This is a genomic window from Streptomyces sp. NPDC007945 (genome assembly GCF_042958885.1).
Taxonomy (GTDB): Bacteria; Actinomycetota; Actinomycetes; order Streptomycetales; family Streptomycetaceae; genus Streptomyces.
In genome coordinates, this window is sequence record NZ_JBIBJV010000001.1 from 514,272 (window position 1) to 535,380 (window position 21,109).

Annotated in this window: 22 protein-coding genes and 4 pseudogenes; 11 read left to right on the forward strand and 15 right to left on the reverse strand. The window is 74.9% G+C overall.

Features of this window, described 5'->3' with window-relative positions; all coding sequences use genetic code 11:
• Positions 1-69: 69 nt before the first annotated feature.
• Together ACFZCF_RS02325 and ACFZCF_RS02330 are read right to left on the reverse strand one after the other, a co-directional pair.
• Entirely contained in the window at positions 70-1,146 is a 1,077-nt protein-coding gene (locus ACFZCF_RS02325) for an alcohol dehydrogenase catalytic domain-containing protein (RefSeq protein WP_391284048.1), read from the reverse strand.
• A 24-nt stretch (positions 1,147-1,170) separates the two neighbouring features.
• Complete coding sequence (locus tag ACFZCF_RS02330; RefSeq protein WP_391284050.1) at positions 1,171-2,025, reverse strand: MaoC/PaaZ C-terminal domain-containing protein; 855 nt, start codon at positions 2,023-2,025, stop codon at positions 1,171-1,173.
• 336 nt (positions 2,026-2,361) lie between these two features.
• Here ACFZCF_RS02330 and ACFZCF_RS02335 point away from each other — a divergent pair.
• Positions 2,362-2,869, forward strand: a pseudogene (locus tag ACFZCF_RS02335) (response regulator); the annotation flags it as partial.
• 29 nt (positions 2,870-2,898) lie between these two features.
• Here ACFZCF_RS02335 and ACFZCF_RS02340 read toward each other — a convergent pair.
• The 4 genes and pseudogenes from ACFZCF_RS02340 to ACFZCF_RS02355 form a co-directional block, all read right to left on the reverse strand.
• Positions 2,899-4,323 (reverse strand): MFS transporter, encoded by a 1,425-nt coding sequence (locus ACFZCF_RS02340; protein WP_391284052.1) that lies wholly within the window; start codon positions 4,321-4,323, stop codon positions 2,899-2,901.
• Positions 4,324-4,395: 72 nt separating this feature from the next.
• Positions 4,396-4,536: pseudogene (locus ACFZCF_RS02345) on the reverse strand (Nonspecific lipid-transfer protein); the annotation flags it as partial.
• A gap of 505 nt (positions 4,537-5,041) precedes the next feature.
• Positions 5,042-5,185, reverse strand: a pseudogene (locus tag ACFZCF_RS02350) (hypothetical protein); the annotation flags it as partial.
• A 183-nt stretch (positions 5,186-5,368) separates the two neighbouring features.
• A complete protein-coding gene (locus tag ACFZCF_RS02355) occupies positions 5,369-6,130 on the reverse strand; it encodes a helix-turn-helix domain-containing protein (RefSeq protein ID WP_391284054.1) in 762 nt (253 codons plus the stop codon).
• Positions 6,131-6,374: 244 nt separating this feature from the next.
• Between ACFZCF_RS02355 and ACFZCF_RS02360 the strand changes: the two genes are divergently transcribed.
• Positions 6,375-7,046: a DUF4097 family beta strand repeat-containing protein gene (locus tag ACFZCF_RS02360; protein WP_391284056.1), complete on the forward strand. Its 672-nt coding sequence runs from the start codon at positions 6,375-6,377 to the stop codon at positions 7,044-7,046.
• Between the two features lie 130 nt (positions 7,047-7,176).
• On the opposite strand, the gene ACFZCF_RS02365 is transcribed toward ACFZCF_RS02360, so the two are convergent.
• Positions 7,177-8,196 carry a helix-turn-helix domain-containing protein gene (locus ACFZCF_RS02365; RefSeq protein ID WP_391284057.1) on the reverse strand — a complete coding sequence of 340 codons (1,020 nt, stop codon included), beginning with the start codon at positions 8,194-8,196 and terminating at the stop codon, positions 7,177-7,179.
• A gap of 52 nt (positions 8,197-8,248) precedes the next feature.
• Here ACFZCF_RS02365 and ACFZCF_RS02370 point away from each other — a divergent pair, with 52 nt between their 5' ends.
• A complete protein-coding gene (locus tag ACFZCF_RS02370) occupies positions 8,249-8,665 on the forward strand; it encodes a cupin domain-containing protein (protein ID WP_391284059.1) in 417 nt (138 codons plus the stop codon).
• Here the strand turns inward: ACFZCF_RS02370 and ACFZCF_RS02375 are convergent, their stop codons facing one another.
• Positions 8,666-8,899 (reverse strand): hypothetical protein, encoded by a 234-nt coding sequence (locus ACFZCF_RS02375; protein ID WP_388440238.1) that lies wholly within the window; start codon positions 8,897-8,899, stop codon positions 8,666-8,668.
• Positions 8,900-8,946: 47 nt separating this feature from the next.
• On the opposite strand from ACFZCF_RS02375, the gene ACFZCF_RS02380 reads away from it, so the two are divergent.
• Both ACFZCF_RS02380 and ACFZCF_RS02385 read left to right on the forward strand, forming a co-directional pair.
• Positions 8,947-9,357, forward strand: a complete 411-nt coding sequence (locus ACFZCF_RS02380) for a DUF4259 domain-containing protein (protein WP_388440241.1) — start codon at positions 8,947-8,949, stop codon at positions 9,355-9,357.
• A gap of 118 nt (positions 9,358-9,475) precedes the next feature.
• Entirely contained in the window at positions 9,476-10,084 is a 609-nt protein-coding gene (locus ACFZCF_RS02385; protein WP_391284062.1) for a DUF1349 domain-containing protein, read from the forward strand.
• On the opposite strand, the gene ACFZCF_RS02390 is transcribed toward ACFZCF_RS02385, so the two are convergent.
• Positions 10,044-10,505, reverse strand: a complete 462-nt coding sequence (locus tag ACFZCF_RS02390) for a hypothetical protein (RefSeq protein WP_391284064.1) — start codon at positions 10,503-10,505, stop codon at positions 10,044-10,046. The genes ACFZCF_RS02385 and ACFZCF_RS02390 overlap by 41 nt on opposite strands.
• 5 nt (positions 10,506-10,510) lie before the next feature.
• The gene (locus tag ACFZCF_RS02395) at positions 10,511-10,720 is read right to left on the reverse strand and encodes a DUF397 domain-containing protein (RefSeq protein ID WP_391284066.1); all 210 of its coding nucleotides are present in this window, start codon (positions 10,718-10,720) and stop codon (positions 10,511-10,513) included.
• 323 nt (positions 10,721-11,043) lie between these two features.
• Between ACFZCF_RS02395 and ACFZCF_RS02400 the strand changes: the two genes are divergently transcribed.
• Complete coding sequence (locus ACFZCF_RS02400; RefSeq protein WP_391284068.1) at positions 11,044-11,676, forward strand: class I SAM-dependent methyltransferase; 633 nt, start codon at positions 11,044-11,046, stop codon at positions 11,674-11,676.
• 15 nt (positions 11,677-11,691) lie between these two features.
• Here the strand turns inward: ACFZCF_RS02400 and ACFZCF_RS02405 are convergent, their stop codons facing one another.
• Positions 11,692-12,354 (reverse strand): dihydrofolate reductase family protein, encoded by a 663-nt coding sequence (locus tag ACFZCF_RS02405; protein ID WP_391284070.1) that lies wholly within the window; start codon positions 12,352-12,354, stop codon positions 11,692-11,694.
• 130 nt (positions 12,355-12,484) lie between these two features.
• Here ACFZCF_RS02405 and ACFZCF_RS02410 point away from each other — a divergent pair, with 130 nt between their 5' ends.
• The gene (locus ACFZCF_RS02410; protein WP_388440258.1) at positions 12,485-13,063 is read left to right on the forward strand and encodes a TetR/AcrR family transcriptional regulator; all 579 of its coding nucleotides are present in this window, start codon (positions 12,485-12,487) and stop codon (positions 13,061-13,063) included.
• Between the two features lie 65 nt (positions 13,064-13,128).
• Here ACFZCF_RS02410 and ACFZCF_RS02415 read toward each other — a convergent pair whose 3' ends face one another.
• Positions 13,129-14,907, reverse strand: coding sequence for a hypothetical protein (locus ACFZCF_RS02415; protein ID WP_391284072.1), 1,779 nt, complete (start codon positions 14,905-14,907; stop codon positions 13,129-13,131).
• 708 nt (positions 14,908-15,615) lie between these two features.
• Here ACFZCF_RS02415 and ACFZCF_RS02420 point away from each other — a divergent pair.
• From ACFZCF_RS02420 to ACFZCF_RS02430, 3 genes and pseudogenes are all read left to right on the forward strand, one after another.
• Positions 15,616-16,515, forward strand: a complete 900-nt coding sequence (locus ACFZCF_RS02420) for an N-acetylmuramoyl-L-alanine amidase (protein WP_388440264.1) — start codon at positions 15,616-15,618, stop codon at positions 16,513-16,515.
• Positions 16,516-16,615: 100 nt separating this feature from the next.
• On the forward strand, positions 16,616-17,455 hold the full coding sequence (locus ACFZCF_RS02425; RefSeq protein ID WP_388440267.1) for a DUF5336 domain-containing protein: 840 nt from the start codon (positions 16,616-16,618) through the stop codon (positions 17,453-17,455).
• 143 nt (positions 17,456-17,598) lie between these two features.
• Positions 17,599-17,723 (forward strand): annotated as a pseudogene (locus ACFZCF_RS02430) (LLM class F420-dependent oxidoreductase); the annotation flags it as partial.
• A 15-nt stretch (positions 17,724-17,738) separates the two neighbouring features.
• On the opposite strand, the gene ACFZCF_RS02435 reads toward ACFZCF_RS02430, so the two are convergent.
• Entirely contained in the window at positions 17,739-18,107 is a 369-nt protein-coding gene (locus ACFZCF_RS02435) for a MerR family transcriptional regulator (RefSeq protein WP_388440270.1), read from the reverse strand.
• A gap of 66 nt (positions 18,108-18,173) precedes the next feature.
• Here ACFZCF_RS02435 and ACFZCF_RS02440 point away from each other — a divergent pair, with 66 nt between their 5' ends.
• Positions 18,174-19,319: an alkene reductase gene (locus ACFZCF_RS02440; RefSeq protein ID WP_391284075.1), complete on the forward strand. Its 1,146-nt coding sequence runs from the start codon at positions 18,174-18,176 to the stop codon at positions 19,317-19,319.
• Here ACFZCF_RS02440 and ACFZCF_RS02445 read toward each other — a convergent pair.
• Complete coding sequence (locus ACFZCF_RS02445; RefSeq protein WP_388440276.1) at positions 19,306-19,854, reverse strand: hypothetical protein; 549 nt, start codon at positions 19,852-19,854, stop codon at positions 19,306-19,308. The two genes, ACFZCF_RS02440 and ACFZCF_RS02445, sit on opposite strands and share 14 nt — an antisense overlap.
• Positions 19,855-20,031: 177 nt before the next feature.
• Entirely contained in the window at positions 20,032-21,105 is a 1,074-nt protein-coding gene (locus ACFZCF_RS02450; protein ID WP_388441745.1) for a prenyltransferase, read from the reverse strand.
• Positions 21,106-21,109: the final 4 nt, after the last annotated feature.

A 21,109-nucleotide genomic window follows, 5' to 3' on the forward strand; every position in this document is an offset into this window, starting at 1 on the left:
GAGGCCGGCGCCGGTGACGATCGCGCTCAGCCCTTCGAGCGGCAGGGGCAGGGGCATGGCGGAGTCCTCTCAGATCTCGACGCAGGTGCGGAGGGACGCGCCGGTCCGCATCTGCTCCAGGGCCTCGTTGACCTGCGCGAGCGGGACCCGGTGGGTGATGAGCGACGCCAGGTCGACGCGGCCGGCCCGCCAGAGCGCGATGGTCCGCTCGTACGACCGCAGGACGTCGCCGCCGCCGTACAGGGAGGGCAGGATCCGCTTCTCGTCGAAGAAGAGCTCGAACATGTTGAGCCGGAGGTCGTCGTCCATGGCGCCGGCGCCGACGACGCAGAGGGTGCCGCCGCGCCGGGTGGTCTCGTACGCGGTCCTGGCGGTGGCGGACCTGCCGACGACCTCGAAGACGTAGTCGAAGCCCTCCCCGGCGGTGATCCGCTGCTTGGCGTCGGCCAGCGCCTCGGGGGCGACGGCCTCCGTGGCGCCGAAGCGGAGCGCGGCCTCGCGGCGGGACTCGACGGGGTCGACGGCGACGATCTGGGCGGCGCCCTGGAGCCGGGCGCCCTGGATGGCGGAGACGCCGACGCCGCCGCAGCCGATGACGGCGACCGACGAACCGGCCTCCACCCGGGCGGTGTTGATGGCCGCGCCGAGGCCGGTGGTGACGCCGCAGCCGATGAGGGCGGCGATGTCGAAGGGCACGTCGTCCGGGATGGGGACGGCGCAGCCGGCGTCGACGACGACCTCCTCGGTGAAGGTGCCGGTGCCGGCGAAGCCGAAGACGTCCCCGCCGGGGCGCCGGAAGTTGGGGGTGCCGGCATTCATGAAGCCGGCGAGGCAGAGCTGGGTCTGGCCGCGCCGGCAGGCGGCGCAGCCGCCGCAGGCGGGCAGCCAGCAGAGCAGGACCCGCTGGCCGGGGGCGAGGCCGGTGACGCCGTCGCCGACGTCGAGGATCTCGCCGGCGCCCTCGTGGCCGGGGACGAAGGGCGCGGGCTGCGGCAGGACGCCCCTCATGGCGGAGACGTCCGAGTGGCACAGGCCGGTGGCCCGCACCCGGATCCGCACCCTGCCCGGGCCGAAGCCCACCGCCTCGACGTCGTCGAGGACCTCCAACTTGTCCTGACCGATCTCGTGCAGTACGGCTGCGCGCATGGTGCGGCTCCCTCCTGAGGGGATCTACGAGTGTGCGACGAGGGTGTCGGCGAGGACCGGGGCGTCGTCGCGCTCCACGGCCGTCACGGCCACCTGGACGCCGCCGTCCCCGGCCCACATCCGGATGCGCAGCGTCTCGCCGGGGAAGACGATCCCGGCGAAGCGGGTGCGGTAGGCACGGACGCGGGTGACGTCGCCGTCGAGCACCGTGTCGACCACCGCCTTGAGCGTCATGCCGTAGGTGCACAGGCCGTGCAGGATCGGCCGGTCGAAGCCCGCGAGCTTCGCGAAGTCGGGGTCGGCGTGGAGCGGGTTCCAGTCGCCGGAGAGCCGGTAGAGCAGCGCCTGGTCCTCGCGGACGGCCCGCTCGACGGTCCGGTCCGGCGCCCGGTCGGGGAGTTCGAGGCGCTCGGAGGGGCCGCGGTCGCCGCCCCAGCCGCCTTCGCCGCGGACGAAGATCCGGGCGTCGGAGGTCCACAGCGGGCCCTCGTCGTCGACGGCTTCGGAGCGCAGCACGAGGACGGCGGCCTTGCCCTTGTCGTACACGGCGGCGACGCGGGAGGTGGAGACGGCCCGGCCGCCGGTCGGCAGCGGGCGGTGGAGGGTGATCGACTGGCCGCCGTGGAGGACGGCGGTGAGGTCGATGTCGATGCCGGGGGCGGAGAGTCCGCCGACGACTCCCATGCCGGCGCCGGCGACGGTGGCGAAGCTGGGCAGCACGTGGAGCCGCGATTCGAGGGTGTACCGCAGCTCCGCGGGGTCGGTGGCGGGACGGCCGGCGCCGAGGCCGAGGTGGTAGAGCTGGACGTCCTTGTGGTCCCAGGCGATCTCGGCGCTGCGGGGCTCGGCGGCGAGGGCCTTGGCGGCGTCAATGGGCATCGGCTTGCTGCTCCTTGGAGGTCCTTGGAGGGAGGGACCTCGGCGCGACCGTCCGCACCGTCGGTCACGCCGAGGCCGTGCGGGAACCGCCCCGTACGCGCCGATGTAGAACGCGTTCCAGTTCGGTGCCCCCATGTATAGCGGAGCCCGGAACCGTTGGGAACCCTCGCACCCCACCCTGCTGACGACACGTCAGAACACGATCCGCGAGTCCCGGGCCCCGAGGGGGCGGCACCGCGGAGTCCGTACGCGGAAGCCGCCGCGGCCCGTCCTCCGCCCGGCGGCTTCCACCGTGCGGGGGCCTCCCGCCGGACCTACGCTGTCCCCGTGGACGAGATGCCGCGGGAACATCGGCCGTCGAGGCACACGAGGGTGCTCCTCGCGGAGGACCGGGGAACGCCGCACGGGGCGCTCGCGCTGTTGCTCGGGATGGAGCCGGACATCGAGGTCGTCGCCCAGGTCGGGCGGGGGGACGAGATCGTGGAGCGGGCGCTGGTGGCACGGCCCGATGTGGCGCTGCTCGACCTCGAACTGCCGGGGCGCTCGGGGCTCGACGCGGCGGCGGAGCTGCGCGACGAGGTGCCGGACTGCCGGGTGCTGATCCTGACGACGTCCGGGCGGCCGGGGCAGCTGCGGCGGGCGATGGAGGCGGGGGCGGCCGGGTTCCTGGTGAAGGACGGGCCGGTGGAGGAGCTGGCCGAGGCGATCCGGGCGGTGCTGCGCGGGGAGACCGTCGTCGATCCGGCGCTCGCCGCCCTCGGCAGGACGGCCGAACTCCCCGACGGCCCGTGAGCGGACGGCCTTGGCGGCGGACCCGACGAAGACCGCCGAGCTCGCGGGGCGACGCGGCCTCCGGCACGACCGCGCGTCGCCCTAGGAGGTGGGGGCGGTCCTCCGGGGGAGCCAGAGGGCCATCAGGGCGGCGGCCGTCAGGAGGATGGCGGCGGAGACGCGGAAGGCCGTCGCGTAGCCGTGGACGAGGTGGGCGGGGTCCGGGGTGGCGGCGGCCGCGACGGTGGTCAGCAGGGCGAGGCCGAGCGCGCCGCCCATCGTCCGGGAGGTGTTGACGAGGCCGGAGACGAGCCCGGCGTCACCGGGGGCGGCTTCGGAGGTGGCGAGGGTGGCGAGCGGCGTGGTGGCGAGGCCGATGCCGGCCATCATGACGAGGCCGGGGCCGAGGATCGTGGTGAGGAAGGTGCCGTCGGCGGTCATCGTGGACTGCCAGGCGAAGCCGGCGGCCGCGACGAGGGTGCCGGTGATGGCGGCGGCGCGGGCGCCGGTGACGGCCATCAGGCGGGGCGCGGCCTTGGAGCCGACGAGGACGGCCAGCGAGCTGGGGACGAGGGCGAGTCCGGCCTGGAGCGGGGGGTAGCCGAGGACGTTCTGGGCGTACACGGTCATGAAGAACCACATGGCGAAGGAGCTCGCGCCGCACAGCATGATGCCGGTGTTGGCGGCGGAGACCGCGCGGTTGCGGAAGATCCCGAGCGGGACGAGGGGTTCCCTCGTGCGCTTCTCGACGGCGACGAAGACGGCCAGGAGCGCGAGGCCGCCGAGGAGCGGCAGCAGGGTGGCGGCGGAGGTCCAGCCGGCCATCTCGGTCTGCACGATGCCGTACGCGAGCGTCGCCAGGCCGCCGGTGACGAGGACCGCGCCGGGCAGGTCCAGGCGGCGTCCGGCGGCGGTGCGGCTCTCGGAGAGCCAGAGCGCGGCCGCGCCGAGGATGAGGACGCCGAGGGGCGCGTTGACGAGCAGCACCCAGCGCCAGTTCAGGAGGTCGACGAGGAGGCCGCCGACGAAGCCGCCCGCGGCACCGCCCGCCGCGCCGACCGCCGTCCAGGTGGCGATGGCCCGGGTGCGGGCGGCGCCGGCGGGGACGGCGGAGGTGACGAGGGTGAGGGTGGCCGGCGAGAGCACCGCCGCCCCGAGGCCCTGCGCGGCCCGCGCGGCGATGAGGTGGCCGCCCTCGGGGGCGAGGCCGCCGACGACGGAGGCGGCGGTGAAGAGCCCGAGGCCCGCGAGGAACATGGTCTTGCGCCCGTACAGGTCGGCCGCCCTGCCGCCGAGCAGCATGAAGCCGGCGAAGGCGATCGCGTAGGCGTTGAGGACCCACTGGAGCCCGAGGGTGCCGAGGCCGAGGTCGGCCTTGAGGGAGGACAGGGCCACGTTCATCACCGACACGTCGAGGACGACGAGGAACTGCCCGGCGCAGGCGACGAGGACGACGAGCCAGGGCCGGGGCGTGCGTATGGAGCGGCGGGTGGGGGTGCTTCCGGTGACGGAGTCGGTCTGCGGCATGCGTGTCATGGTCGCAGAGCCCTTCCGCCCCGTACATGCGAGGAAAGGCCCCGTTCCCGGGGGAAGAAGGACCTAGGACCCGCGACGCAGGAGGGTCACGACCGCCGCGCCGCCGAGGCCGATGTTGTGGGCGAGGCCGACGCGGGCGCCGGGGACCTGACGGTCGGCGGCCTCGCCGCGGAGCTGCCGGACGAGTTCGGCGGCCTGCGCGAGGCGGCGGCGCGGACCTCGGCGGTGGGCCGGGTGGGGTCGGCGGAGGCGTGGGCCCGGACGGTGAGGCCCGGCCCGCGCGTGGCGTCGGCGGTCGCGGGCGTGCGGGTGGCGTGCGGACCGTCGGCCGGGTGCGCGTCGACGGCGAGCCACACGGTGCCGTCGTTGGTGGCGGCCTGGAGGAGGAGCAGGTCGGCCTCGGCGGCGCAGAGGACGGGCGGTGCGGTGCCGTCGAGGAGGTGGCCGGTGCCGGTGCGCACGGCGGTGAGGGTGCCGGGGCCGCCGAGGGCGACGGCGCCGACGCGGCGGCCTTCGGCGAGGTCGGCGAGGAGGGGACCGTGCGTCCCCGCGCGGCGCAGGAGTTCGGTGGCGAGGACGGAGGGGAGGTAGGGGCGGGGGAGCAGGGCGCGGGCGGCCTCCTCGACGACGACGGCGAGGTCGTCGAGGCCGCCGCCCCGCCGCCGTGCTCCTCCGGTACGTGGATCCCGAGGAGTCCCTGGGCAGCGGCGGCGTCCCGGTGGGCGGGCCGGCCGGTGGGCGGTTCGGGTGCGTCGAGCCGGCGGCGGAGCTCTTCGGGGGGTGCGGCGCGGGTGAGCCAGGCGCGGACGGCCCGGGCGAGGTCCCGCTGTTCGTGCGTGATGGCGATGCCCATGGCGCGCAGAGTAGAACACGTTCCATTGCGACGGAAGGTCGCATCTGACGAAAGGTCAGGTGCGGTCGGCGCTTCGCGTCGGAGACGATCCCGGCCCACCGGCTCACCGGCTCACCGACCCACCGACTCACCGACTCACCGACTCACCGACTCACCGACTCACCGACTCACCGACGGGACGGTTCAGTCGCCGTGCGGTGCGCCGTCCGATGCGCCACCCCGTGCGCCCTCCGGCTCCGCGGGTTTCGTCAGCAGGATCTCCCGGGCCTGCTCGGCGGCGCGCACGATGCCCTCGCTGACGAAGTCCATGAAGCGGGCGACGTTCTCCAGGCGGGCGGCGGCGGGGGTGCCGGGACCAAGGACGGCGACGCCCTGCCGGGCGATCTCGACCATCTGCTCGTTGGCCTTCGCGGCGGCGATCATCGACTGGTACCAGAGCTCGTCGTCGACGACGTACCGCTCGCGGCGCCGGTCGTCGCGCTCGCGACGGATGAGGCTCTGACTCTCCAGGAAGGCGATGGCCTTGGAGATGGACCCGGCGCTGACCTGGAGTCGCTCGCCGAGTTCGCCGGCGGTGAGGCTGCCCGCGTCGGTGGCGTAGAGGGCGGCGAGGACGCGGGCGGTCATCCGGGGCAGGCCGCTCTGCATGAAGACGGTGGCGAACGCCTCCTCGTAGTCCCGGACGGCCACCGCGTCCCGCCCGTCCGCCCGCGCGGCGGGCGCCGCGGCGGCACCCCCGGGCCGGCGCCGTCGGGCGCGGCTCTCGGTGGCGCGGTGCGCGAGGTCGGGGCGGTAGGCGGTGGGGCCGCCGTTGCGCATCACCTCGCGGGTGACGGTGGAGGTGGGGCGGTCGAGCCGCCTGCCGATCTCCGCGTACGCGAGCCCGTCGGCCAGCCCCAGCGCGATCTGCTGACGTTCCTGCTGAGTGAGCCTGCCTCCCGGCATCGCACTCCCCTTTCGACCCCGTGCGTCCACAACGCGGCCAGCATAGCTTTCACCTTCCTCCATTGCAACGCGACGGAGTCGGCTCGTTGCGTCAACTTACCCTCCATTGCAACGAAATTGCGGCTCTGATCAGTAGTTACTTCCGAGCAATGCAACGAACAAGTTGCTAGATATTGGAAAGCAACGTAGCTTTTCATTTGTCGGAAACACCGACGGGATTCACCACTCCACGGGAGCGCCCACCATGCAGACCTTCGCCGCCACCGCCCCGATCGCCGCCCTCGTGACCGTCCCGGCCGGTCACCTCCGCTTCATCGCCGCCGACCGTGCGGACGTCACCGTCGACATCCGCCCCGCCACCCCCGGCCGGTCCCGCGACGTGAAGGCCGCCGAGGAGACCGCGGTCTCCTTCGCGGACGGCGTCCTGCGGATCACCGCCCCCGAGGCCCGGAACCAGCTGTTCGGCGCCTCCGGCTCCGTCGAGATCACCGTCCAGCTCCCGGCCGGCTCCTCCGTCGAGGGCAAGGCCGCCGCCGCCGACCTGCGCGGCGTCGGACGGCTCGGGGACGTCACCTTCGAGGCCGCCCAGGGCCCGGTCAAGCTCGACGAGGCCGGCCGCGTCCGCCTCACCCTCCAGGACGGGGACATCACCCTCGGCCGCCTCAACGGCGACGCCGCGCTCACCACCGCCCGCGGCGACCTGCGGATCGCCGAGGCCACGGCCGGCGCGGTGGCGCTCACCACGCGGTCCGGCTCGATCTCGGTCGGCGCCGCCCGCGGCGTCGCCGCGACCCTCGACGCCGGCACCTCCTACGGCCGCGTCAGCAACGCCCTCCGGAACGCCGAGGGCGCGGGCGCCGGCCTCACGATCCGCGCCACCACCGACCACGGCGACATCTCCGCCCACTCCAACTGAGACCGCCGCCGCCCGCGTGGCAGCCCGCACGATCCGTACGCACCGCACCATCCGTACGCACCGCATGCCCCGTACGCACCGCATGATCCGCACGCACGATCCGGCGCCCCTCCGCGGCCCGGGCCGGGGCTCAGGTCCCGCCCGGGCCGAAGCGGTTCCGGTACGCCGACGGGGACAGCCCCGTCTCGCGGCGCACCAGGGTCCGCAGATGGGCCGCCGTGCCGAGCCCGCTCACCCGCGCCACCACGTCGAGCCGGGCCTCCCCGCGTTCCAGGAGCCGGCGGGCCAGCGTCACCCGCTCCCCCGTCAGCCAGGCCAGCGGCGTCGTGCCCAGCTCCGCCCGGAAGCGCCGGTGCAGGGTCGCGGGGCTGACGGCCGCCCGCGCGGCGAGGTCGGCCACCGTCAGCGGCCGGTCGAGCCGCTCCTGCGCCCAGGCGAGCACCGGGGCCAGCGACTCCTCGGGGACCTCCGGCACGGGCCGCTCGATGAACTGCCGTTGCCCGCCGTCCCGGTGGGCGGCGAAGACGAGCCGCCGGCTCACCGCGCTCGCCACCTCCGCCCCGTGGTCGCGCCGCACCACGTGCAGACCCAGGTCGAGGGCGGCCGCGCTGCCCGCCGCCGTCAGGATGTCGCCGTCGTCGACGAACAGCACGTCCTCCTCCAGGCGCACGGCCGGGAACCGCGCCCGGAAGGCGTCCGCCCACTGCCAGTGCGCGGTCGCCCGCCGCCCGTCCAGGACACCGGCCTCCGCGAGCGTGAACGCCCCGCTGCAGAAGCCGATCAGCCGCGCCCCGCGCGCGTGCGCCCGCCGGATCGCGTCGAGCACGGCCGGGCGGCGCGGCACGGCCACGTCGGGCCGGTTGGGCACGATGACGGTGTCGGCGGCGTCCGCCTCCTCCAGGCCCCGCACCCCGGTCAGCGTGAAGAACCCGTCGCGCATCGGGGTCTCCGGTTCCGGCGAGCAGAGCCGGAAGTCGTACAGCAGCTCCCGCCCCTCCCCCAGCTCCGGCCTGCGCAGCCCGAAGACCTCGCTGGCGCAGCCCAGTTCGAAGGGGTTGGAACCGGCGTCGACGATCACGGCGACCCGGTGGAGCGCGGAGGGGGCCGGGGCGGCGGGGCGCCCGGCCCGCTGCGAGGATCCTTGCGGCATGTGCGATTCCTAGCACTCCCACCAGGGCCGCCGCCACGGCGAGGATCGCCGTATGACCAGCAACGCACCCGTGACCGGCGGCGAGCCCGTCGCCCTCGCCGCCGCCCTCGCCTCCTTCGACGCCCTGTGGAGCCCCCGGATCGTGACCCGCGTCAACGACTACGACGTGCGCGTGGCCAAGGTCGAGGGCGAGCACCTGTGGCACGCGCACGACGGCACCGACGAGTTCTTCCTCGTCCTCGACGGCGAGCTGTCGATCGCGCTCCGCGAACCGGCCGGCGAGCGCACGGTCCGCCTCCCGAAGGGCTCGGCCTTCACCGTCCCCCGGGGCGTCGAGCACAAGCCGTACGCCCCCGGCGGCGCGTCGATCCTCCTCTTCGAACCGACGGGCACGTCCACGGTCGGCGACCGCCACGACCCGGTCCCGGCGCATGTGGACGCGACGACGGGCCACGCCCTCGAACGGTGATCACCCGCGCCCCGCACCCGCCGCGTGCGGGGCGACGGGCCTCGCCTCCCGGTCGAAGGCGCCGGTCCCCCACGCGGTCAGGCCCGCGCCCAGCACGGCACCGGCCAGCCCCGCGACGATCGCGTTCCGTGCGCCCCGCCGCCGCAGTGCGCGCAGGACGCGCCGTCCCAAGGGCCCCTGCTCGCCGTCGTTCCCCACGCCGTTGCTCCTCGCGTTGTCAGTGGGCGCTGCCACGATGGCCAGGACAGGCCGGGAGACGATCGTGAAGGGGCGTGCGCGCCATGGGGACCTGGGACATCGGACCGTTCGACAACGACACCGCGGCGGACTTCTCGTACACGGTGGACGAGGCCGAGGCGGGGAAGAAGGCGGACGTGCTGCGCGCGGCCTTCCGCGAGGTGACCGGGACCGGGGACGACTACCTGGACGCGGACCTGTCCGTCGAGGCCGTCGCGGCGGCCGCGCTGGTGGCGGCGCAGTGCCCCGGCGGGGAGCCGGTGACGACCTCGTACGGCCCGAAGGAGCCGCTGGGGGTGCTGCCGGCGGAGCTGCGCGCGGAGGCCGTCGCCGCGCTCGACCGCGTCGTCGCCGAACCGTCCGAACTCCTGGAGCTGTGGGAGGAGTCGGACGGCGAGGAGTGGAAGGCGGGGATACGGAAGCTGCGGGCCGTGCTCGCGGGGGCCGGCGCGTGACCGCGTCCCGGGCGACCGCCGGATCGCCCGCGAGCGTTCCGCATGGACTTCCGCGCGGGTTGTTGGATCTTCGGGCGGTGGTACGGCTCCGGGCGCGGCCGGGCACGATCATGGCGGCATGAACCCCGCAGCCTCTCCCTCGCTCCCGCTTCCGCTCGGCCTGGCATGGGTGACCCCGCCCGCCTCCTGGTCCCTGGACGGTGACGTCCTGACCGTCACCGCCGCCGCCCGCACCGATCTGTTCACCGATCCGCTGGACGGCACCCGGCGGCGGGACGCGGCGCTCGCGCTGACCGCGCCGCCGGACGGGGACTGGCAGCTGTCCGCCCGGGTGCGGGTCGGGTTCGCCGGCGCGTGGGACGCCGGAGCGCTCCTCGTCCACGCCGACGACGAGCACTGGGGGAAGCTCACGTTCGAGCAGGCTCCCGACGGGACGGCCGGGGTCTTCTCGGTCGTGACCCGGGGGCGTTCGGACGACGCCGTCGCCGCGCCCGTGACGGTGGACGCGCTGTGGCTGCGGATCAGCCGCACCGGCGACCGGTTCGTCTTCCACTCGTCGGAGGACGGCGAACGGTGGCGACTGGTGCGGCAGTTCGCGCTCGGCACCGACCGGCCGGTGCGGGTCGGCGTGGTGGCGCAGTCGCCCGTCGGGGACGGCTGCCGCACCGCGTTCGACCGACTCCGACTCACCCCGACGACGCTGGCCCACCTCTTCGACGGGCGGTGACCGCCAGCGCCACGGACGCGACGGTCGCGGCGACGGCGGTGACGGCGGTGACGGCGGTGACGGCGAGGACGGCGAGCCCCGGGTTCAGCCACACCGGGACGATCTCCTCCCCCGCGCAGACCAGGCTCACCGGCAGCGCGCTGCTGGAGTCCGGTACGGCCATGTACCCGGCCTTGAACCAGCAGGCGTCCTCCGGCTGGAGGAACGGCATGTACGAGAGTCCGTACAGGTGCAGCGCCCCACCGAGGACGTAGGCGAGCACGGCGATCCAGGCCGCCTTCTTCGCGGGCGTACGCCGGGGGCGGGGCGGGTGCGGAAGCCCGGCGTTCTCCCGCCGGGCCCGGACGAGCCCCGCGTACGCGATCCCCGCCCACGTCGGCAGGACGAGGGCGAGGATCACCATTCCCATGAGGGTCGCCATCGCCGTCAGCGACCGTTGCGCCCCTCGGCGGCGGCGCTCACGCACATCGTGAAGGCGGCCGGCGAGGCGAGGAAGGCGGGGTCTTCGGGGTTCTCGGGGCCGCGGACGGCGACGTGGGCGGCGCGGTCGGCGACCTCCACGCACCGACCGGTGGTGTCCCCGCTGTACGAGGACTTGCGCCGGCGTGCTCCCGCCGGCCTCCGGTCGGTCCCCACAGTGCCCCTCCAAGATGCCGGTGATCGGCACGGACGAATCCTCCACCGAGAGGCCGGCCCGCTCGGAGGTGAGCGTAACGGAGCGACCCCTGCCCGAATCCGGACCTTCACCCCCTCGCCCGGGCCGCGGGTGGAGGTGGTGGACGGGGGGCATGCGTCCTCCGAGCGAAGGCGCCGGAGACCGGGGCTCGCGGTGGTGGAGGGCGTGAGGGACCGGTGAGGGCGGTGGACCAGGACGGCGGGAGGACGGTGTGGTTCGCGTGCGACGGGTAGGGCACGATGGGCGCCCGTACCGACGTACTACTCGCCAGTAGGAGAACCGCATGTCCGAGCCCACTCCCGAGATCCTGGCCGCCTTCGAGGCGGCGAAGGGGTTCATGCCCGTCGGAGAGGGGCTCGCCCTGTACGCGGCGGCCGAGGAGGCCGGCCGGCTCGGGCTGCCGCTCCTGGAGGTGGGCACGTACTGCGGGCGGTCGACGATCCTGCTGGCGGACGCGGCCCGGCGGGCCGGGACGGTCGCGGTGACCGTGGACCACCACCGGGGCAGCGAGGAGCAGCAGCCGGGGTGGGAGTACCACGACCCGACCGTGGTGGACCCGGAGGTCGGGGTGATGGACACGCTGCCGACCTTCCGGCGGACCCTGCGGAAGGCGGGCCTGGAGGAGCACGTGATCGCGGTCGTCGGGAGCAGCCCGCAGGTCGCGAAGGTGTGGGGCGGGGAGCTCGGGCTCGTCTTCATCGACGGCGGGCACACGGACGAGCACGCCACGAACGACTACGAGGGCTGGGCCCCGCGGGTCGCCCCCGGGGGCCTGCTCGTGATCCACGACGTGTTCCCCGACCCGGCGGACGGCGGCCAGGCGCCGTACCGGATCTATCTGCGCGCCCTGGAGTCCGGCGACTTCGAGGAGGTCTCGGTCACGGACTCGCTGCGGGTGCTGCGCCGCACGGCCTGACGCCGGCCGGGCGGGTCACCTGCGCCAGAAGAGGTGGTGGGTGACGCCGCTCGGGCTGGGCACGACGTCCAGGTGGAAGCGGTCGGTGAGCTCCTCGGGGGTCTCCCACAGCTTGAGGCCGGTGCCGAGCTTCACGGGCGAGACGGCGATGTGGAGGGTGTCGACGAGGTCCGCGTCGAGGAACTCGCGGAGGGTCGTCACCCCGCCGCCGAGGCGGACGTCCTTGCCGCCCGCCGCCTCCTTCGCGCGCTCCAGGGCGGTCGCCGGATCGGCGTCGAGGAAGTGGAAGGTGGTGTCGGAGAGGGTGAAGGACGGGCGGGGGTGGTGGGTGAGGACGAAGACGGGGGTGTGGAAGGGCGGCTCCTCGCCCCACCAGCCCTTCCAGTCCTCGTCCTGCCAGGGACCGCGCAGGGGCGCGAACTTGTTGCGGCCCATGATCTCCGCGCCGATGCCGTGATGGAAGTCGCGGACCAGGTGGTCGTCGAGGCCGCGGGTGCCACCGGGGGCGGTGCGGTTGGGCCAGCTCGCCGTCGCTCCGGCCCAAGCGAAGAGCCGGCCCGGGTCGACGTGGCCGAAGGGCCGCTCCAGGGACTGGTCCTCGCCGGCGGCGACGCCGTCGGCGGAGACGCAGAAGTTCTGCACCTTCAGCAGCTGGGGCCTGGGGGGCACGGGGGGCATGGGACTCCTCCTCGCTCAGTCGTTCCGGAGTGATGACTGCCCGGACGGCGCGGACTCATCGCGGGCGCGGGCCGGAGGCGCGTACCCTACGAAGGGGTCCAGTTGTAGTACTACGAGCGGAGTGGTGAGCATGGCGAGGCGGAACGAGGAGCGGCGCGCCGCGCTCGTGGACGCGGCGATCGAGGTGCTGGCCCGCGAGGGCGCCCGGGGGCTGACCTTCCGGGCGGTGGACACCGAGGCCGGGGTGCCCACCGGGACCGCGTCCAACTACTTCGCCAACCGCGACGACCTCCTCACCCAGGCCGGTGCCCGGGTCTACGAACGGCTCCGGCCCGACGAGGCGACCATGGAGGAGACCCGGACGGCGCCGCGGGACAAGGAGACGTACACGAGGATCATGCGGGAGCTGGTCGGACGGGTCTCGTCCTTCCGCACCGGCTACCTCGCGCTGCTCGAACTGCGCCTGGAGGCCACCCGCCGGCCCGCCCTCCGCTCGATCCTGACCGAGCGGGTGCGGGCCGACGTCGACGCCAACGTCGCCTTCCACGAGTCCTCCGGGCTGCCCGGCGACGCCACCTCCGTCAAGCTGCTCATGCTCGCCCTCAACTGGCTGATCGTGGAGCAGCTCACGCTGCCCGACGTCTTCGCGGAGGAGGAGCGGGACGCGCTGGTGGCGGCGGCGGTGGACCGCATCGTGGACGGGTACTGAGCGGTACCGGCGGGCGCCGACGGGCACCGCCGGGCCCTGGGGTCGGGTACGGGACGCTCCGCGCGTCAGCGGCCGGTCGTCACGTACAGGCAGTTGGTGTAGGTGTAGCCGGGTTCGATGGAGGCCTTGCTCGTCTTCGTCTCGCCGGCCACCGCGAAGCCGCCACCGGCCCTCCGCTGGAGGAAGTGGTACGTGCCCGCGGGCAGCCGCAGCGTCGCCTTCGGGTACTTCGAGGACGGGCCGCCGCAGGGCTTGGCGTCCGGGTCGATCACGTCCCGGAACTGGCCGTAGTTCTCGCAGGTGCCGCACGCCTCCAGGGTGATCCTGCCGGTGACCGGGCCCGTGTAGAGCAACTCCACGGACTCCTTGCCGTCGTTGCTGACCACCATCGGCATCCGGGAGCCGCCCGGCGCCGTCGCCGACGGCAGCTTCTTGCCGGCGGCGGGCTCGTGGTCCGCGATCTGCGCGGCGATCGAGATCGTGCGGGCGTGGGCGGCCTCCGGGCTGTTGGGGTAGTCCTTCGCGTAGCGGTCCATGGACGTGACGGCCTCGGAGTAGTCCCCGTCGCGGAACTGCTTGGTGCCGCAGGAGAAGGCGCCCTTCTGAACGGCCCGGGCCGCGTCCGCGACGGGGCCGGCGAGCGCGTAGCCCTTGAGCCCGGCGACGTCGTCCCGCTGCTTGCGCACCCGCTCGGTGGTGGCGCAGGGGTCCGGCGCGCTGCCGTCGCCCAGCGGGGCGGCCGCCTTCCGCAGGTCGTCGCCGACGAGCCGCTCGACCTTGGCGATGTACTCCGACTTCGGGAAGAGCGACGCCAGTTGGGTGAACGACGCGTGGGCCGACCCGGTCGCCTCCCGGCCGAGCTCGGCCGCGCCGCACTCGTACAGCGAGCGCGCCAGCGGGTCGTCGAGCCCGTCGGCGCGGTCGCCGAGGACGCCCTCGTCCACGGAGTCCGGCAGCGACCGCAGGTGCGCGAGCGGGTCGACGGCCTCGCAGTACTTCTTCTCCGTGTACGGCGCCGAGACGGACGCGAAGTAGGCGTCCATCCGCTCCGGCACCAGCTTCGCGGCACGGGAGCCGGGGTGGTCGAGCGCCACCCGCTCGTACGTGTCGAGGGCGGTGCGGTAGTCGCGCTCCGCGAGGTCGAAGCGGACGCCCTCCTTCGCCTTCACCAGCGCGTCGGCGGTGCCCAGCCGGGCCAGGAGGGACTGCTGGAACGCCTCCTCGCGGGCCTCCTCCCGGGCCGCCCCGTACGCGACGGTCGCCCCGGCCGGCGCGGCGAGCAGCACGACGGCGAGCGGCAGCGCGAGGCGCCGGGCGGTGACCCCGAGCGAGAGCCGGGCCCGCAGCCCGCGCCGGGCGCCGTCGGCGGCGGCGGCGAGCAGCACGGCGCCGTACCCGACGAGCACGCCCGCCGGGACGCCGTCCGCGTCCGCCGGGAGGGCGAGCAGCAGCAGCGCGGCCGTGGCCGCCCAGCAGACCGCCGCGCCGATCCACTGCCGCAGCAGGACGTAGCCGAGCCCGAGGCACGACAGGTTCAGCAGGCCCACCACGAGGGCCTGGAGCGGCCGCGCCTCCCCCTGCCCGGCGGACCCGCCGGGGCCGCCGTGCCCGCCGGGCGGCGCGGTGGGCGGCGGCGGCAGGGTCCCCGCCCCCGCCCACCCGGGCGCGGTCGCGGGCGCCTGCCCGTGCGAGGCACCGAACCCCCCTCCGAAGCCGCCGGACGGCGGCCCGAAGCCGGGGCCGGCCGAGCCGGAGAAGCCGCCGTCGCCCACCGACGCGGACGGCCCGCCGCTCCGCCCCGCCGGTACGGACGGGCCCTCGGACGAGACGCCGTCCTGCACCACCGGCGCGGACGGGCCTCCGGACGGACCACCGTCCCCGGCCGGCGGCGCGGACGGGCCCGCGCCTTGCCCGGCAGGTGCGGAGGAGACGCCGTTCTGCGCCGTGGGAGCCTCCCAGGGCGCCGGAGCGGCCAACCGGAAGGAGCCCGTCGGCGTCGCCCCCGCGGACGGGGCGGCCTCGGGAGCGGCGCCCGTCGGCCCGGCGTCCGCCGGGACCGGCCGCGGAGACACGGCACCCGGGGGCGCCGGGGGCGGCGGTGCCGATACCGGCGAGGCGTCGGCGGGCGTGACGTCCCGAGGCACCGCGTCGGCGGGCGCCACGACGCCGGGCGCCGCGTCTGCGGGCACCGCGTCCCGAGGCGCCACGTCTCCGGGCACCGCGGGCGTCGGCGTCGCGTCCCGGGGTGTCGGGCGGGGCGGGCGGATGCGCATCGTCTCGCCGGAGGGGACGGACGACGTGTCCCCGGGCCTCCCCCCGTCCGGGTCCCCCTTGTCCAGGTTCGGCTTGGGCGGCGCGTCCTGGGGACGCGCGTCGTTCGGTTCTTCCCCCACCGGTTCCCCCTCGTGGGTCCAGGCGCGGTGACCCCCACGCCACTCCGTGACACCAGCCTTCCCGGCTCCGCGGCCGCGCGTCCACCGTTTTGCGGGCGCGTGACCGAGCCGGTACATCCGGTCCCCGGTTTCGCCCGGGCGAGGGCCTAGAGTCGCGGGGTGCCGTACGACCACAGGAACCCCGTGACCCGCTCCCTGCCCGCCGCCCTCGCCGCGCTCGTCTGCTCCGCCGCGCTCGCCGGGTGCGGCGCCGCGTCCGAGGCCGCGGAGGGCACCCGGGGCCCGGCCGCGGCGACCACGACGCCCGGCGGGAGCCGCACCCCCGACCCGTCCCGCACCCCCTCCCGCGCCCCGGCCGCCGACGCCGCCCGCCCCCTCGCCGGCCGCACGGTCGTCGTCGACCCGGGGCACAACCCGGGGAACTTCCGCCACCCGCGGGAGATCGGCGAGAAGGTCGACATCGGGACGGCCCGCAAGGAGTGCGACACCACCGGGACCTCCACGAACGCGTCCGGGGGGAAGGCCGCGTACACGGAGGCCGCCTTCACGCTCGACGTCTCGCACCGGCTGCGGAAGGCGCTGGAGGCGCGCGGCGCCGAGGTCGTCCTGACGCACGACGCGGACCGGCCGTACGGCCCCTGCATCGACGAGCGGGCGCGGATCGGGAACGAGGCGGCCGCCGACGCCGTCGTCTCCGTCCACGCGGACGGCTCCGCCGCGGGGAACCGCGGTTTCCATGTGATCGTCCCCGCCGAGGTCCGTGAAGGATCGGCGGACACCCGCCCGATCGTCGCCCCGTCGCGTACGCTCGGCGAGCGGATCGCGGCCGCCTTCGCCCGGACGACCGGCACCTCCCCCGCCAACTACCTCGGCGACGGCACCGGGTTGGACGTCCGGTCGGATCTCGGCGGGCTCAATCTCTCCATCGTGCCCAAGGTCTTCGTCGAATGCGGCAATATGCGTGATCCGAAGGACGCAGCGCTGCTGACGTCCGGGGCGTGGCGTCAGAAGGCGGCGCAGGGGATCGCCGACGGCATCGTGACCTACCTCCAGGGGTAGAACCCGCGAGCGATAGATTCGCTCCGTACGATGGGGCCGCCCCCGTGCCGAGACCCGGCGCCTGCCCGACGCGACGACGACCCGACGAAGGACTCCTTACGTGAATATCCGCTCCCTCACCCGAGGCGATGGCGTAGTGATCGGTGCTGCGGTGGTGCTGTTCATCGCCTCGTTCCTCGACATCGCCGGCTGCGCCGGGACGACCGAAGAATGCTCGCGGTACTACACCAGCGTGAACTCCTGGGAGATCTCCTACCTGGGCTGGGGCTCCTTCTTCCTCGGCATCGCCGGCGCGGCGCTCGTCGTCGTCTCGCACGGCCTGCCGCAGCCCCGCAAGGTCGTGGGCCTGGAGCTCGGCCAGGTCGGCGCGGCCTTCACGATCGCCTCGGCGTGGACCCTGCTCATGTGGATCTTCGAGGCGGAGAACGCCGGCGCCGGCCTCATCCTCGGCCTGATCGCCGCGCTCGTCCTGGCCGGTGCCGTGGTGGCCGGTCCGATGGTCCCCGCGCTCAAGGCCCCGCTCGTCGGCGCCCCGCGCCCGGTGACGCCGCAGCCGTACGGCGCGCAGCCCGGTCAGCCGGGTGTCCAGGGCGGCGGCTACGGCTACCCGGGCGCCCACCAGGCCCCGCAGCCGTACCCGGCGCCGCAGGACGCCTCTCAGGGCGGTCAGCCGTACGGCCAGCCGCAGCAGGCCGCCGCGCAGCCGGCGCCGCAGCCCGAGCCGCAGGCGCAGGGCGGCGGGGACTTCACCCCGTTCTGGTTCGCCGTGCCGGTGGCCCGCCCGCTGTACGCGGAGGACGGTTCCGGTTCGCAGATCGCCGAACTGGCCCCCGGCACCTGGTACCTGGCCGTGGAGCAGCGCGGCCAGGCGCTGATCGCGCAGACGCAGGACGGGCGCCGCGGCGTCCTCCAGGACGCGACGGGCATCCAGCGCGGCTGAGCGCGCCCGCTCCGTCTCCCCCGACGGCCCCCCGACCGGAACCCCTTCCGGTCGGGGGGCCGTCGTCGTACAGTCCCCGGGCCACCCTCGTCTGACGTAGCGTCAGGAAGAAGTCCGGTCATGCGCCTGGGACTCGCCCTCGGCTACTGGGACCGAAGGAGCGGATCGCGGAAAGGCTGGCCGAGTGGCGCTCGGGCCCGGTGACGGACCTGCTGGTCACCGCCCCGACCCGGAGACCCTGCGGGTGCTGGCGGAGCTGACGGGCTAAGGCGTGTCTTTCGGATCATGCCGGCTGGGCGGTGGCGGCCGATTCGATGACCTCGTCGAGGATGCCGCGGGTGCGGGTCAGGTCGGCGATCATCGCGTCGATGCGGGTGCGCTCGGCGGCCAGCTCGTCGACGAGCCGGGCCGTCGCGATCTCGCTGGGGCCGCCGTCCGCGTCGCGCATGCAGGGCAGCAGGTGGGCGATCTTGCGGCTGTTCAGGCCGGCCGCGTACAGGGCCTGGATGCGGACGACCCGGTCGACCGCCCACTCGCCGTAGCGGCGCTGGCCGCCCGGGGTGCGCTCGGAGCGCAGCAGGCCCTGGGTCTCGTAGTAGCGCAGCGAGCGTTCGCTCACGCCGCTGCGGCGGGCCAGTTCACCGATGCGCATCCGCCACCTCACCGTGGAGTAGAAGGACTTGAACCTGACACTGGTGTCAACTCCTACGGTACCCGCATGACGAACACAGCGAGCTCCTCCCGCCTCTTCGAGTCCACCGCCCTCGGCTCCCTCGCCCTCCCCAACCGGCTGGTGATGCCGCCGCTGACCCGCAACCGCGCCACCGCCGACGGCGTTCCCCGGCCCCTCATGGTCACCCACTACGCGCAGCGGGCCGCGGCCGGCCTGATCATCGCCGAGGGGACCACGCCGAACGCGGTCGGGCAGACGTACCCGAACATCCCGGGCATCCACACCGACGCCCACGTGGCCGGCTGGCGCCGGGTCACCGACGCGGTCCGGGCCGCGGGCGGGCGGATGTTCCTCCAGCTCCAGCACGGCGGCCGGGTCGGCCACCCCGACAACAGCGGGCGCCTGCCGATCGCGCCCTCGCCGGTCCCGCTGCCCGAGGAGATCCACACCCCGGCCGGCCGGAAGCCGTCCGTCGTGCCCCGCGAGATGACCGCCGACGACATCCGGGAGACCGTCGCGGACTTCGCCGCCGCCGCCCGCCGCGCCGTCGACGCGGGCTTCGAGGGGGTGGAGGTGCACGCCGCCAACGGCCATCTGCTCCACCAGTTCCTGGCGAAGAACACCAACCGGCGCACGGACGCCTACGGCGGCCCGGTGGAGAACCGCATCCGGTTCGTCGTCGAGGTCGTCCGGGCGGTCGTCGACGCGATCGGCGCCGACCGGGTCGGCGTGCGCGTCTCGCCCGGCGTCACCGTCAACGGCATCGACGAGGGCGACGAGACGGACGCCCTCTACGCGGCGCTCGTCCCCGCCCTCGCCGAGGTCGGCCCGGCCTACCTGCACCTCGTCTTCGCCGATCCCGGGCAGCCGCTGTACAGGCGGATCCGCGCCGCCTGGCCGAACACCCTGATCGCCAACCCGATGCTCGGCTTCGGCGGGCCCCTTCCCGCCGACGGCGGGAAGGAGGCGGGCGAGCGGCTGCTCGCCGCCGGCGCCGACCTGATCTCGCTGGGCCGCGCCTTCCTCGCCAACCCCGACCTGGTCGAGCGGCTCCGCACCGGCGCGCCGCTCAACCCGCTGCGGGAGGCGAACTGGATGTACTCCGGCGACGAGGTCGGCTACAACGACTACCCGACGCTGGAGCGGGCGGCCGAGGAGCGGGGGGACCGCCTTGCCGTCAGCCGCCGCTGAGCTGGGAGGCCGAGGGGACCTTGTCCACGACCTCGGCCCCGGCGGACTTGCCGGCGTCCTTGATGCCGTTGATGACGCCCTCCAGGCCGCCGACGTCCCCCGCGTCCACCTCGCCCTTGCGCAGCTTCGTGCCGAGGTCCTTGAGCGAGTCGATGCCGGCGGTGAGCGGGGCCACCGCCTTGGAGAGCAGCGGGTCGCCCTTCGCGTTGTTCACCGCCGCCTTCAGCCGGTTGTACGTGAACGCGCCCGCGAGCCCGGCCTTCACCAGGGCGAAGGTGCGCCCGTCCGCGCCCTTCTTGAACTTCCCCGCCTTGTAGGGCTTCACGATCCACTGGTACGTGGCGCCGGCCGCGAGCCCGGCGTTGGCCACGAAGCGGGTCTTCGCCAGCTTCTGCTGCTCGAAGGTGCCCGACGCGGACGGGCTGCTCGACGCGGTGAGACTGGCGTCGGTGTCGGCTCCGCACGCGGCCGTGCCGAACAGCAGGGTGCTGGAGAGGAGCAGCGCGACGACGCCGCGGTTCAGGCTTCTGGGCACAGCGTGACCTCCGTGGTTCTGGTTCCGCCAGCCTCGCCCCGGCCCCCTCCCGCCGCCATCCCGGCGACGCCGTCCGGGTCGTCCGGCGTCCGCCGCGGGCACGGGCGGCGCGGGGGCGCGTACGACGGAAGGGCCCGGGATCCAGCGGATCCCGGGCCCTTCGCCGTACGGCCGTGCTCACTCCCCGCAGCAGTCCGGGGGCAGGCCCGCCGGGAGGGTCTCGCCGCCGAAGACGGCGACGGTCGCCTGCTCGCCGCCGAGGGCGGCGACGGCGAGGAGGAGGGAGCCCGCCGTCCAGGTGGTCTGCTCCTCGGGCCAGACCGCCGGCTCGTGGCCGTCCTCGCCCTCGTACACGTATCCCGTCCAGTACATGCCGTTCGCGGCCCGCAGGTGGCCGATGGACTGGAGGACGTCGAGGGCCCGGTCGGACTCGCCCGTCGCCCACAGGGCGAGCGCGAGCTCGCAGCTCTCGCCGCCGGTCACCCACGGATTAGGGACGACGCAGCGGACGCCGAGGCCGGGGACCACGAACTCGTCCCAGCGCGCGTCGAGGCGGGCCCTCGCCTCCGCGCCGGTGACCGCGCCGCCGAGGACGGGGTAGTACCAGTCCATCGAGTAGCGCGACTTGTCGAGGAAGCGCTCCGGGTGGCGGCGGATCGCGTGCGCGAGGGCGCCGGCCGCCAGCTCCCAGTCCGGCTGCGGCTCCTCGCGGGTCTCGGCGATCGCCAGGGCGCAGCGCAGGGCGTGGTGGACGGAGGAGGAGCCGGTCAGGAGGGCGTCGGTGACGGGGGTGCCGTCGGGCTCGCGCTTCCAGCCGATCTGGCCGCCCGGCTGCTGGAGCCGGAGGACGAACTCGACCGCCGCGTAGACGGTCGGCCACATCCGGTCGAGGAAGGCGTCGTCGCCGGTCGACAGGTAGTGGTGCCAGACGCCGACGGCGACGTACGCGGTGAAGTTGGACTCCTTGCCGCGGTCGGTGACGTCGTCCGGGTCGCCGTCCCGGTAGGCGGCGTACCAGGATCCGTCGCCGTTCTGGTGCCGGGCGAGCCAGGCGTAGGCGCGGGCCGCCGCCTCGTGCTCGCCGGCCGTGTCCAGGGCCATGGCGGCCTCGGTGTGGTCCCACGGGTCCAGGTGGTGGCCGCGGAACCAAGGGATGGCGCCGTCCTCGCGCTGGGCGGCGAGGATGCCCGCGACGGTCCCGGCGGCCTCCTCGGCGGTGAGCACGCCGGGCAGGACCAGGTGCTCCGCCATCCGC